Annotated in this window: 10 protein-coding genes; 9 read left to right on the top strand and 1 reads right to left on the bottom strand. The window is 70.8% G+C overall.

Annotation, left to right across the window (positions count from 1 at the left end; translation table 11 throughout):
* Positions 1-92 precede the first annotated feature (92 nt).
* The 6 genes from ACLF3G_RS10680 (at position 93) to ACLF3G_RS10655 (ending at position 6,386) form a co-directional block, all read left to right on the top strand.
* Positions 93-1,310 (top strand): CaiB/BaiF CoA transferase family protein, encoded by a 1,218-nt coding sequence (locus ACLF3G_RS10680; RefSeq protein WP_430669347.1) that lies wholly within the window; start codon positions 93-95, stop codon positions 1,308-1,310.
* A gap of 137 nt (positions 1,311-1,447) precedes the next feature.
* A complete protein-coding gene (locus ACLF3G_RS10675) occupies positions 1,448-2,254 on the top strand; it encodes an enoyl-CoA hydratase (protein WP_430669346.1) in 807 nt (268 codons plus the stop codon).
* 20 nt (positions 2,255-2,274) lie between these two features.
* Positions 2,275-3,252 carry a Bug family tripartite tricarboxylate transporter substrate binding protein gene (locus tag ACLF3G_RS10670; protein WP_430669345.1) on the top strand — a complete coding sequence of 326 codons (978 nt, stop codon included), beginning with the start codon at positions 2,275-2,277 and terminating at the stop codon, positions 3,250-3,252.
* Positions 3,249-4,508, top strand: coding sequence for an MmgE/PrpD family protein (locus ACLF3G_RS10665; RefSeq protein WP_430669344.1), 1,260 nt, complete (start codon positions 3,249-3,251; stop codon positions 4,506-4,508). The genes ACLF3G_RS10670 and ACLF3G_RS10665 overlap by 4 nt, the downstream gene beginning before the upstream one ends.
* Positions 4,501-5,649 carry an FAD-dependent oxidoreductase gene (locus tag ACLF3G_RS10660; RefSeq protein ID WP_430669343.1) on the top strand — a complete coding sequence of 383 codons (1,149 nt, stop codon included), beginning with the start codon at positions 4,501-4,503 and terminating at the stop codon, positions 5,647-5,649. Before ACLF3G_RS10665 ends, ACLF3G_RS10660 begins: the two co-directional genes overlap by 8 nt.
* A complete protein-coding gene (locus tag ACLF3G_RS10655; RefSeq protein ID WP_430669342.1) occupies positions 5,646-6,386 on the top strand; it encodes a maleate cis-trans isomerase family protein in 741 nt (246 codons plus the stop codon). The genes ACLF3G_RS10660 and ACLF3G_RS10655 overlap by 4 nt, the downstream gene beginning before the upstream one ends.
* A gap of 1 nt (position 6,387) precedes the next feature.
* Here the strand turns inward: ACLF3G_RS10655 and ACLF3G_RS10650 are convergent, their stop codons facing one another.
* A complete protein-coding gene (locus ACLF3G_RS10650) occupies positions 6,388-6,825 on the bottom strand; it encodes a DUF6481 family protein (protein ID WP_430669341.1) in 438 nt (145 codons plus the stop codon).
* A 207-nt stretch (positions 6,826-7,032) separates the two neighbouring features.
* On the opposite strand from ACLF3G_RS10650, the gene ACLF3G_RS10645 reads away from it, so the two are divergent.
* The 3 genes from ACLF3G_RS10645 to ACLF3G_RS10635 all read left to right on the top strand — a co-directional run bounded on the left by ACLF3G_RS10645 (position 7,033) and on the right by ACLF3G_RS10635 (position 12,187).
* Entirely contained in the window at positions 7,033-8,652 is a 1,620-nt protein-coding gene (locus tag ACLF3G_RS10645; RefSeq protein ID WP_430669340.1) for a peptide chain release factor 3, read from the top strand.
* 293 nt (positions 8,653-8,945) lie between these two features.
* Positions 8,946-10,460 (top strand): ATPase domain-containing protein, encoded by a 1,515-nt coding sequence (locus ACLF3G_RS10640; protein ID WP_430669339.1) that lies wholly within the window; start codon positions 8,946-8,948, stop codon positions 10,458-10,460.
* Positions 10,457-12,187, top strand: a complete 1,731-nt coding sequence (locus ACLF3G_RS10635) for an ATP-binding protein (protein WP_430669338.1) — start codon at positions 10,457-10,459, stop codon at positions 12,185-12,187. The genes ACLF3G_RS10640 and ACLF3G_RS10635 overlap by 4 nt, the downstream gene beginning before the upstream one ends.
* The last annotated feature ends 26 nt before the right edge of the window (positions 12,188-12,213 follow it).

Raw genomic sequence — 12,213 nt, 5'->3', positions numbered from 1 at the left:
GGTTGCCGCTGTCAACGCCTGCAATCTGTCGACAGTTTGCCCTGGCGCAAGCCGGTGCTAGGTAGGGTGACCGCGAAGGAGGATACCGCCCCATGCCGCAGGACCCCATGCTGCAGGACAAGACGATCCCGCAAGCTTCGACCGCGCTCTCGCGCTTCACCGTGCTGGACCTGACCCGCGTGCGGTCCGGACCCACCTGCGTGCGGCAGCTGGCCGATTGGGGCGCCAACGTCATCAAGATCGAGATGCCGGAAGGCCTCGACCAGGGCGACCCGATGGGCGGGCCGCGCATGGGGTCCGACTTCCAGAACCTGCACCGCAACAAGCGCGGCATGACGCTGAACCTGAAGGACAAGGACGGCGTCGCGCTGCTGAAGAAGCTGGCGGAGAAGGCCGATGTCGTCGTCGAGAACTTCCGGCCGGACGTGAAGACCCGCCTCGGCATCGACTATGCGGCGCTGTCCGCGGTGAACCCCAGGCTGGTCTATGCCAGCATCTCCGGCTTCGGCCAGGATGGGCCCTATGCCGGGCGGCCGGGCTTCGACCAGATCGCGCAGGGCATGGGCGGGCTGATGTCCATCACCGGCCTGCCGGGCCAGGGGCCGGTGCGCGTCGGCATCCCGATCGCCGACCTCTGCGCCGGGCTGTTTGCCGCCCAGGGCATCATGGTGGCGCTGCTGGAGCGCGAGGTCTCGGGCAAGGGGCAGTGGATCCAGACCAGCCTGCTGCAGGCGCAGATCTTCATGCTGGACTTCCAGGCCAGCCGCTGGCTGATGCAGGGGGAGGTGCCGAAGCAGGCCGGCAACAACCACCCGACCAGCATCCCGACCGGCGTGTTCAAGACCAGCGACGGCTACATCAACATCGCCGCCACCGGACAGCGCATCTGGGAACGCTGCTGCCAGGCCTTCGACAAGCCGGAATGGGTCAAGGATCCGCGCTTCATCGACGGCAAGTCCCGCAGCGACAACCGCGACGTGCTGAACCAGGGCATCGAGGCCGTCACCCTGACCAACACCTCGGCCTTCTGGGTTGAGGCGCTGAACGACCAGGGCGTGCCCTGCGGCCCGATCTACAAGGTGGACGAGGTGTTTGCCGACCCGCAGGTGCAGCATCTCGGCATCGCCAAGACACTGAACGGCGGCAACCGCAACGTCGCCTATGTCGGCCAGCCGATCGACATGTCGCGCACGCCGTCCAGCATCGTGACGCACCCGCCGGCGATCGGCGAGCACACCGATGCGGTGCTTTCCGAGTTGGGCCTGGATGAGGCGACCATCGCCGACCTGCGCGCGCGGCACGTGATCTGAGTTTTCTTCCTCTCCCTTCCTGAGGGAGAGGGTCGGGATGAGGGTGGCGGGGTCGTCCGGCTTCGGCGCGGATCCCCTCGCCCAACCTTCTCCCCCTGTCAGGGGAGAGGGCTTTGCGGGTTGGACGGAGAGATTCAATGGACGGCATGATCGTGACGGGTTCGGAGAAGATGCTGGCCCGCAAGGCGGACGGCATCGGCTGGCTGACCTTCAACAACCCGGAACGACACAATGCCGTCTCCATGGAGATGTGGGAGGCCGTGGAGCGCATCATGGCCGATTACACCGCCGACCCGGAGGTGCGCGTCGTCGTCCTGACCGGGGCCGGCGGCCGCGCCTTCGTCTCCGGCGCCGACATCTCCAAATTCGAATCGGAGCGCAGCGGGGAAGCGGCGGTGGCCGCCTACCAGGCGCAGACAGCGCGCGCCTATGACGCCGTGTCGAACTGCCCGAAGCCGACCATCGCCATGATCCAGGGCCACTGCATCGGCGGCGGCACCGCGCTGGCCGTGTGCTGCGACATGCGGATCTGCGGCGAGACGGCCAGCTTCGGCGTGCCGGCGGCGAAGCTCGGCCTGGGCTACCCGCTGGCGGGCATCCGGCGGCTGGTGGACCTGGTCGGGCCGTCCTTCGCCAAGGAGATCTTCTACACCGGCAAGAAGTGGTCCTCCGAGGATGCCCGCATCATGGGCCTGGTGAACCGCGTAGTGCCGAATGACCAGCTGGAATCCTTCGTGACGGACTATGCGAAGACAATTGCCGGCAACGCACCGCTGACCGTTGGCTCGGTGAAGTTCATCGTTGCCCAGGCGCTGAAGGATCGCGGCGCGGCGGACGAGGCGGCCTGCGACACCCTGGTCAAGGCCTGCTTCGCGAGCGAGGATTACATCGAAGGCCGCCGCGCCTTCCTGGAAAAGCGCCCGCCGCAATTCAAGGGGCGCTGAACGCAAGGGATTTTCCGCCGATGCGCGCCACGCGACGCCTGGTCCTGGGGGGCGCATTGTCGGCGCCCTTCGTTGCCTACGCCCAGGACGCCTGGCGCCCGGCGCGCCCGGTGCGTCTCGTGGTGCCGTTCGCGCCGGGCGGGCTGACGGATATCCTGGCCCGCGCGGTTGCGGACCAACTCACCCCGATCCTCGGCCAGCCGGTGGTGGTGGAGAACCGCGCCGGCGCCGGCGGCAACCTGGCGGCGGAAGCGGTGGCGCGGGCGGCGCCGGATGGCACATCCCTGCTGGTGGCGACGCAGGGCATCATCGCCATCAACAAGGCGCTGTTCTCCCGCCTGTCCTATGACCCAGATGCGGATTTCGTGCCGATCGCGATGCTGGCGCAGCAGCCCAACCTGCTGGTCGTCTCGCCGCGGGCACTGCCGGAGGTCACCACACTGGCCGGGTTGATCGCGGCCGTGAAGGCGAAGCCAGGCGGGATGCCCTATGGCTCGAACGGCGCCGGGTCCTTCACGCATCTGTCGATGGAACTGCTGCGCTCCGTCGCCGGGCTGGAGCTGACGCATGTGCCCTATCGCGGCAGCGCGCCGCTGCTGACGGACATGGTGGCGGGCACCATCCCCTTCGCCTTCGACGGGCTCGCCACCTCCGCCCCGCAGGTCGGGCCGGGCGGGGCGTTGCGGGCCATCGCGGTGACCTCCGCCACAAGGTTCCGCGCCATGCCGGATGTGCCGGCGGTGGCGGAAACGCTGCCCGGCTTCGATGCCAGCCCCTGGTACGGCGTCTTCGCCCAATCGAAGCTGGACGAGCCGGTGCTGGCGGCGCTGGAGGCGGCGTTCCGGCGCGTGGTAGAGGGCCCGGCCTGGGCGGCGCTGCTGGCGCAGCGGCAGGCGGATGCGATGCCGCAGGGCCGCGTTGCCCTGGCGCAGTTGATGGCGCGGGAACGCCAGGTGTGGCGGGATGCGGTGGCGCGGTCCGGCGCTCGGGCGGATTGAGCTTTTCCGGGACCATCGACTGGGCCTTCAAAGGGCCGCGCGGCGCTGCGGCGGACAAGGCGCGACTGTTGTTGCTGGACAGCCTTGGCTGCGCGCTGGCGGGCCTCGCGCATCCGCGGGTCGCCAGCTTCGCGCAGGCGATGCAGGCCGGCTTTCCGGGGGAGGTTGCCCTGGCCGGGGCGCGGCTGGCGCCCGCCGCCGCCGCCGCGGTGCTGGCCACCGCCACCTGCTGGGACGAGGCGAATGAAGGTTTGGCCCGCGCGCATGGGCGCCCGGCCCTGCCGGTGGCGCCGCTGGCCCTGGTGGCGCGGGCGCGGGGCGCCGACCCGGCCCTGGCGCTGGCCGCCTTCGCGCTGGGCTACGAGGTCGCGGCCCGCGCCGGGGAGGCCTGGCGGATCCGGCCGGGGATGCATGTCGATGGGTCCTGGCACAGCCTCGGCGCCGCGGCCTGCGCCGCGCGGCTGGCCGGGCTGGATGCGGCCGGGGTGGCGCGGGCGGTGCGGCTGGCCGCCTGCCAGATCCCCTTCGCGCTGTATGCGCCGATCACCGCCGGGATGGATGGCCGCAACAGCTACCCGGCGCATGCTGTGCTGATGGGCCAGATGGCCGTCGCGGCGGCTGCCGCCGGGATGGATGCGCCGGAGCAGGGTTTCGCCGAGGCGCGGCGTATCGCGCTCGGCCATGGCGATGCCGTGGCGATGGCGCCGCCGGGCACCTGGCTGATCGAGGAGGCGTACCAGAAGCCCTTCGCCGGCGTGCGCCATGCGCATTACGCCGCCGCCGCCGCGCTGGCCCTGCGCGACCGCGTCCCGGAAACGCAGGGGCGGATCACCGTCGCCACCTATGCCGAGGCGTTGCGCTACGCCGGCAACCGTGCGCCGACGGCCGCCATCTCGGCACAGTTCAGCCTGTCCTGGGCGGTCGCGGCGGCGCTGGCGCAGGGCGATCTGGGGCCGGCGGCGTACACCGAGGCGGCACTGGCCGACCCGCTCTTGCGGGCGCTGGAGGCGGCGGTGGATCTGGTGGAGGACACGGCGCTGACAACCTCCGGCCGCCGCGGCGCCACCGTCACCATCGGCGCGGCCAGCGCGCGGGTGGACAGCGTGGTGGGCGACCCGGACCGGCCGATGTCGGAGGCCGAGACACTCGGCAAATTCCGCCGCTTTGCCACCCCGGCACTTGATGCGACGGGCATCGCCCGCGCCATCGCCGCGCTGTTGAAGGACGCGCCCGCCGGGGGCCTTTGGCATGGCTGAGGAGACCGACATCCTGGTCGCCGGCGCCGGCCCCGTCGGCCTGGCGCTGGCCCTGGCGCTGACCCGGCGCGGCGTCGCCGTCCGGGTGCTGGAGAAGCGCGAGGCGCTGTCCGCCGCCTCCCGCGCCTCCACCTTCCATCCGCCGACGCTAGATGCGCTGGCGGAGCTCGGCGTGCTGGCGCCGCTGCTGCCGGGCGGCGTGCGGGTGGACCGCATCCTGTGGCGGCAGGTGGAGACCGGGGCGGCGACGACGCTGGACCTCGGCATGCTGGCCGCCGAGACCGGCCATCCCTTCCGCTGGCACCGGGAACAGCAGGATGTCACCCCGGCGCTGCTGGCGGCCTTGCCGCCCGGTTGCGTCCGCTTCAGGGCCGGCGTCACGGGGCTGGCGCAGGACGAGGCGGGCGTCACGCTGCACGCCGCCGATGGCAGCACGCACCGCGCCCGCTACGCCGTGGGCTGCGACGGGGCCTCCGGCACGCTGCGCGGGCTGGCGGGGATCGGGGTGGAGGGCAGCGACTATGCCCACCGCGTGCTGCGCATCCTGACGCCGCGCGACCTGCGGAAGGTGGTGCCGGGTCTGGATGGGCTGGGCTACCTGTACGATGCGACGGGCTCCTGTTCCCTGCTGCGGATGCCGGAGGTCTGGCGGCTGATCTTCCGCATCCCGCCGGAGATGACGGAGGCCGAGGCGATGGAGCCGGCCCATGTGCGCGGCCGCATCGGGCGCTTCCTGCCGGGCCACCAGAACCTCGAGATCGCCGGGCAGGATGTCTATGGCGTGAAGCGGGCGATGGCCACGTCGTATTGCGCCGGCCGGGTGCTGCTGGCCGGCGATGCCGCGCACCTGACCAACACGCGGGGCGGCATGAATATGAATGCCGGCATCCATGACGCGATGACCCTGGCCGCAACGCTGGGCAAGGTGTTGGAAGGCGGGCCCGACCGGCTGTTGCAGGATTGGGCGGCGGCGCGGCTGCGGGTGGTGCGGGACGCGCTTCTGCCGCGCAGCGAGGGGCGCGTTGCCGCCGACCCTGCCGCGGAAGTGGCCCGCATGGCGGCCCTCACGCCGGACCAAGCCCTGGTCTGGGCGCGGGAGGCCTCGATGCTGGACATGGCCCGTGTGGGAGCCCCCGGATGACCTGGCCCGAGCCGCGCTTCCTGCCGACGCACCGCATCGGCCTGCTGACACCCTCCGCCAACCCGGCGGTGGAGCCGGAACTGCGGGACCTGCTGCCGCCGCGCGTGGCGCTGCACGCGACGCGCCTGCCGGTGATGCCCGGCACCACGCTGGAACAGCGCAACGCGGCCTATCCGGCGGCCATGGCCGGGCAACTGCGGGATTTCGGCGATCTCGCCCTGGATGCCGTGATCATCGGCATCACCGGCCCCAGCTACGCGCTGCCGCCGGCCGAGGATGCCGCGTTGCAGAACCGGCTGGGCGCCGAGGCCGGCCGCCCCGTTATCCTCGCTGCGCGCGCCATCGCGCAGGCGCTGGTCGTGCTGGGCCGGCCGAAGCTGCTGCTGTTTTCGCCCTATCCTGGCTGGCTGACGGAGCGGGCGGAGCGCTACTGGCGCGCCACCGGCGTGGAGCTGGTGGCCAGCTTCAAGGTCTCCGACACCTTCCGGGCCTACGAGATGTCGCCGCAGGAGGTGGCGGATGGGCTGGCGCGGCTAGTGCCGCCCGCGGATTGCACGGTGCTGCTGTCCGGCACCGGGATGCCGACGCTGGACGCCATGGCCTGGATGCGAGGGCGCATCGGCGTGCCGATGATCTCGTCGAACCTGGCCTGCGCCTTCGCCGCCTGCCGCGCGCTGGGCGGGGCGCCCGGCGCGGCCATGATGGAATGCTGCCCGGAGCTGGCCGGGCAGTCGTAGGCTACTTGGTGCGCTGCTTCCGCGCGGCGTAGCGGGCGTCCCGCTTCGCCTTCTGCTCAGCGGCCATGGCCAGGGCGCGGGCCTTCTTTTCCGCGTCCAGGTTGACGGCGCGGTGCTGCGCGTCGATCTCGGCGATGCGGGCACGCTGGGCTTCCTCGGCGGCCAGGCGCTCGGCCTCGCGGCGGGCGATGGCAGCGGCGGCCTCGGCGGCGGCCTTCTCGGCGGCGATCCGCGCGGCCTCGGCGGCCTTCTCCGCGGCGCGTTCGGCGATCCGAGCGGCGCGGGCGTCGGCGATGGCCTTCTGCTCGGCGAGCTTGCGCTGGACCTCCGGATCGTCGAGGCGCGACTTCAGCGCCTGGAACTTCTCCGCGGTCTTCTTCCGGGCCTCTTCCGCCGCGTTGCGACGGTCATTGAAGTCGAACAGTTTTCGTGCCTGCATAGGTGCTATGTAGACCTTGCGTCCCCGGCCGAAAAGGGGGGATCGCTGCGCGTGGCGTGCAACCCACCCATCCCCGACCGTATCGATCAGATGCCGATGACCCGGATCGGGGGGCCGCTTCCAACGACACGCTGCGGGTGAACTGGGCCTGACCGCCCGGGCCGAACGCCCATCGCATCCCGGCCCACCGGGGGCTATACCGCGCGCATGAGCGACACCACGGCCCTTGAGAACGTCGCGCGCGAAGCCGCGCGCCGGCGCACCTTCGCGATCATCGCCCACCCGGACGCGGGCAAGACCACGCTGACGGAGAAGCTGCTGCTGAAGGGCGGCGCCATCCAGCTGGCCGGCGCGGTGCGCGCCAAGGGCAATGCCCGGCGCACCCGGTCCGACTGGATGAAGATCGAGCAGGACCGCGGCATCTCCGTCGCCACCAGCGTGATGACCTTCGAGCGCGACGGCATGGTGTTCAACCTGCTGGACACGCCGGGCCACGAGGATTTCTCGGAAGACACCTACCGCACCCTGACCGCGGTGGACGCCGCAGTGATGGTGCTGGACGCCGCCAAGGGCATCGAGAGCCAGACCCGCAAGCTGTTCGAGGTGTGCCGGCTGCGGGACATCCCCATCGTTACCTTCGTCAACAAGATGGACCGCGAGGCGCGCGACCCGTTCGAGCTGATCGAGGAGATCCAGCAGACCCTGGCACTGGATGCCGCGCCAGTGGCCTGGCCGGTCGGGCGCGCCAGCACCTTCTGGGGCACCTACGACATCCTGGCAAAGCGCCTGATGCCGGTGGATGCGACGGAGGATGCGGGCATCGCCGTGGAGGGTCCGGACGATCCGCGCATCGCGGCCCTGGTGGGGGAGGAGCGCGCGACGCAGCTTTCGGAGGATATTCTTCTTGCCGAGGCCGGGCTAAACAGCTTCGACCTGGAGCGCTTCCGCGAGGGTACGCTGACGCCGGTGTATTTCGGCAGCGCGCTGCGCGACTTTGGCGTCGGCCACCTGCTGGAAGGCCTGGCCGACTTCGCCCCGCCGCCCGGCGACCGCTTGTCCGACAAGCGCCCAGTGCACGCGGCGGAGGAGAAGCTGACCGGCTTCGTCTTCAAGGTGCAGGCCAACATGGACCCGAACCACCGCGACCGCGTGGCCTTCGTGCGGCTGTGTTCCGGCCGGCTGACCAAGGGCATGCGGCTGCGCCAGGTGCGCACCGGCAAGCAGGTGCCGGTGAACGCCCCGCTGTTCTTCTTCGCCAAGGAACGCCAGGTGGCGGAGGAGGCCTGGCCCGGCGATGTCGTGGGCATCGCCAACCATGGCACGCTGCGTATCGGTGATACGCTGACAGAGGGCGAGGACATCAACTTCCGCGGCGTGCCGAGCTTCGCGCCGGAAATCCTGCGGCACGTCCGGCTCGGCGACCCGATGCTGGCGAAGAAGCTGCGTACCGCGCTGGACCAGCTGGCGGAGGAAGGCGTGGTGCAGGTGTTCCGGCCACTGGACGGATCTCCGCCGGTGGTCGGCGTCGTCGGGCAGTTGCAGCTGGACGTGCTGAAGTCCCGCCTCGCCTTCGAATACGGCGTGCCGGCGGGTTTCGACGAGACGCGCTGGCAGACCATGCGCTGGATCTCGGCGCCGGGCGGCGACAAGGCGGCGATCGAGAAATGGGCCACCGGCAACCGTGGCGACACCGCGACCGACCACGACGGCGAGTATGTCGCCCTGTTCGGCTCCGACTGGCGCCGCAAGCGGGCGGAGGAGGAATACCCGGCGCTGCGCTTCGATGCGGTGCGGGAGCAGAGCGGGCTGGTGGCCATGGCTCGCTGAGCCAGCGCGCCATTCGATCTGTAACCGGTATCGCTTCAACTCTGGTAACGTTCGGTTGAGAAGCCGCGGCTGATACAACGCACGGCAGGGCTGCGAACGGAGGGCGGGACACGCCGCTGGTCGATTCCTGCGTTGCGGCATCTGCAATGATGCAATGCAGGCTGCACGGCCTCGTCCTGCCCTGGCCGCGGCCGGGTGCATCGGCGTTGCTTGGCGTGCAACTTCGCGCCCTCTAGCCTCGGAGCAACGGCCTCGCTGCTGCGTTATGGCCTTGATGTCCTCCGGATTGCTTCATGACGTCGACTGACAGGACCACGCCCGCCAAGGCCCCAACCGGGATTCCCGGATTGGACGACGTGCTGCATGGCGGCCTGACGCGCGGCCGGTTGTTCCTGCTGGAAGGCAGCCCCGGCACCGGCAAGACCACCATCGCGCTGCGCTTCCTGATGGAGGGCGCGGTGCGGGGCGAGCGCGGGCTGTATGTCACGCTTTCCGAATCCGAGGACGAGTTGCGCGATGGCGCTGCCTCCCATGGCTGGGTGCTGGAGGCGCCGATCGAGGTGATGGAGCTGGTTCCGCCCGAGAGCCTGCTGGACGCCGACCAGCAGCAGAGCCTGCTTTATTCCTCCGACCTCGAACTGGGCGAGACGACACGGCAGGTCTTCGAGGCGATTGAGCGCGTGCAGCCGGTCCGGATCGTGCTCGACAGCCTGTCCGAGATCCGCCTACTGGCGCAGAGCTCGCTGCGCTACCGCCGGCAGATCCTGGCACTGAAACACTACCTGACCCGGCACGAGGCCACAGTGCTGATGCTGGACGACCTGACCACGGAGGCGCAGGACAAGACCGTGCACAGCGTGGCGCATGGCGTGGTTCGACTGGAGGAGCTGGCGCCGAGCTATGGCGCGGAGCGCCGCCGCATGCGCGTGGTGAAGTACCGCGGCCAGCCGTTCCGTGGCGGCTACCACGATTTCAACATCGAGACCGGAGGCGTGCAGGTCTATCCTCGCCTGGTCGCCGGCGAACACCGCACGAGTTACGACCGCGCGCCGCTCGGCAGCGGGATCCCGGAGCTGGACCAGATGCTGGGCGGCGGTGTCGAGCGCGGCTCCAGCACCCTGCTTCTTGGACCGGCCGGCGCTGGCAAGTCATTGATCACCTTGCAGTTCGCCTCCTCCGCCGTGCAGCGCGGGGAGAAGGCCGCGATCTTCGTCTTCGACGAGGAGCTTGGCCTGCTGTTCAACCGTGCGCTCGCCATGGGCATCGACCTTGCCGCCATGCGCGACTCCGGCGGTCTGGTGATCGAGCAGGTGGATGCGGCGGAGCTTTCCCCAGGCCAGTTCGCCCACCGCGTGCGGCAGAAGGTCGATGTCGGCGGCATCGGCACCGTGGTGATCGACAGCCTGAACGGCTACCAGGCGGCGATGCCGGATGAGCGCGACCTGGTGCTGCACATCCACGAGTTGCTGCAATACCTGAACCGCCGCGGCACCAGCACCTTCCTGACGGTGGCGCAGCACGGGCTGGTGGGCGACATGAAGAGCCCGGTGGATGTCACCTACCTGGCCGATACCGTGGTGCTGCTGCGCTATTTCGAGGCGGCAGGCCGGGTGCGGCGTGCCATCTCCTGCATCAAGAAACGCGCCAGCGCGCATGAGGACACGATCCGCGAGGTTCGAATTGGCGCCGAGGGCATCAAGCTCGGCGCGCCGCTGGAAAATTTCCAGGGCGTGCTGCGCGGCGTGCCGGTCTATGTCGGCGCGGACGACCCGCTGCTGGACAACACGTCGCTGCCCGACGTGTCGTGAGCAGGGGCAAGGCCGGGCTGGCCGCACCGGAAGCCGACGGTCCTGCCGCCTCCGAACGCGCGCTGGTACTGGCGCCGATGGGGCGCGACGCGGCGCTCGCCTGCGCCCTGCTGCAGGAGGCGGGGATCGAGTCGCTGACGGTCGGCGGGGTGCCGGCCCTGATCGCGGCGCTGGAACAGGGCGCCGGCCTGGCGGTGGTGGCGGAGGAAGCCTTTCGCGGTGCCGACCTCAATGCGCTGGCGGCGCGGCTGTCGGCACAGCCGCCCTGGTCGGACTTCCCTTTCGTGCTGCTGACCGGTCGCGGCGGCGGCCCGGAGCGTAATCCGGCGGCCGCCCAGCTATGGGGCGTGCTTGGCAACGTGTCCTTCCTCGAGCGTCCATTCCACCCGACAACCCTGGTCAGCGTCGCGCGCGCCGCGCTGCGCGGCCGGCGCCGGCAATACGAAGCGCGCGCGCGGCTGGAGGAGGTGCGGCAGGCGGAGGATGCGCTGCGCCAGGCCAACGAGACGCTGGAGGAGCGCGTCGCCGCCCGCACCCTCGCGCTGCGGGAGGAGATGGCGGAGCGCGAGCGGGTGGAGGCGCAGCTGCGGCAGTCGCAGAAGGTCGAGGCAATCGGCCAGTTGACCGGCGGCGTGGCACATGACTTCAACAACCTGCTGATGGCCGTGCTTGGCAACCTGGCGCTGCTGAAGAAGCGGCTGCCGGCAGGCGACCCGCGTATCGCCCGGCTGCTCGACGGCGCGCAGCAGGGGGCGCAGCGTGGCGCCGCGCTGACCCACCGGCTGCTGGCCTTCGCCCGGCGCCAGGACCTGCGGCCCGAGGCCGTGGACCTGGCGGCGCTGGTCGAGGGCATGGGCGAGTTGCTGCGCCGGTCGCTGGGCCCACGCGTGCAGTTGCGGATCGAGGCGGCGCGCGGCCTGCCGCCCGCTATGGCCGACTCCAACCAGATCGAGTTGGCTTTGCTCAACCTCGCGGTGAATGCGCGGGATGCGATGCCGGGCGGTGGCCACCTGACCATCACGCTCGACCGTGCCACGACCGATGCCGGCTCCGCCGGCCGGCGCTACCTGCGCCTGCGGGTGATGGACACCGGGGCAGGGATGGACGAGGCGACGCTGGCGCGGGCGGTGGAACCGTTCTTCTCGACGAAGCCGGTGGGCCAGGGGACCGGGCTCGGATTGTCCATGGTGCATGGCGTGGCCCGGCAACTGGGCGGCGACCTGCGGCTGACCAGCCGGCCCGGCAGCGGCACGATGGCCGAGATCCTGCTGCCGGCCGCACCGCGCCCGCGCCCGGCTGCCAAGGGGAAGCCGGCGCGGGGTGCCGCCGGCCCCATCGGTGCCACGCCGCCATCGCGCATCCTGCTGGTGGACGATGATGCGCTGATCGCCCGCAGCACAGCCGACATGCTGGAGGATCTGGGGCATACGGTGGTGGCGGCCGACAATGCGCCGATGGCCCTGGCCCTGCTGGAAAGCGACCCGCGGGTCAGCCTGCTGCTGACGGATTTCGCGATGCCGGGAATGACCGGCCTGGAACTGGCGCTGGCTGCACGGCAGCTGCGGCCGGGCCTGCCGGTGCTGCTGGCGAGCGGCTTCGCCGATCTGGCGGAGGGCACCCTTCCAGCCGACCTGCCGCGGTTGGCCAAGCCCTACTGCCAGGCGCAGTTGGCCGAATCCCTCGCCAAAGCCCTGGCCAAGGAACAGGTGGGTACGAGCGCCGGCTGATGGCAACGGGCATCGCGGCCTCTCGC

It is taken from the genome of Falsiroseomonas sp. HC035 (assembly GCF_050563525.1).
Lineage (GTDB): Bacteria > Pseudomonadota > Alphaproteobacteria > Acetobacterales > Acetobacteraceae > Falsiroseomonas.
The sequence above is the reverse complement of the archived record's forward strand: the minus strand, read 5'-3'. Positions and strand labels throughout refer to the sequence as shown.

Coding starts and splice junctions, on each gene's coding strand:
- ACLF3G_RS10680 (WP_430669347.1), top strand. CDS start 93: ATGCCGCAGGACCCCATGCTGCAGGACAAGACGATCCCGCAAGCTTCG.
- ACLF3G_RS10675 (WP_430669346.1), top strand. CDS start 1,448: ATGGACGGCATGATCGTGACGGGTTCGGAGAAGATGCTGGCCCGCAAG.
- ACLF3G_RS10670 (WP_430669345.1), top strand. CDS start 2,275: ATGCGCGCCACGCGACGCCTGGTCCTGGGGGGCGCATTGTCGGCGCCC.
- ACLF3G_RS10660 (WP_430669343.1), top strand. CDS start 4,501: ATGGCTGAGGAGACCGACATCCTGGTCGCCGGCGCCGGCCCCGTCGGC.
- ACLF3G_RS10655 (WP_430669342.1), top strand. CDS start 5,646: ATGACCTGGCCCGAGCCGCGCTTCCTGCCGACGCACCGCATCGGCCTG.
- ACLF3G_RS10650 (WP_430669341.1), bottom strand. CDS start 6,825: ATGCAGGCACGAAAACTGTTCGACTTCAATGACCGTCGCAACGCGGCG.
- ACLF3G_RS10645 (WP_430669340.1), top strand. CDS start 7,033: ATGAGCGACACCACGGCCCTTGAGAACGTCGCGCGCGAAGCCGCGCGC.
- ACLF3G_RS10640 (WP_430669339.1), top strand. CDS start 8,946: ATGACGTCGACTGACAGGACCACGCCCGCCAAGGCCCCAACCGGGATT.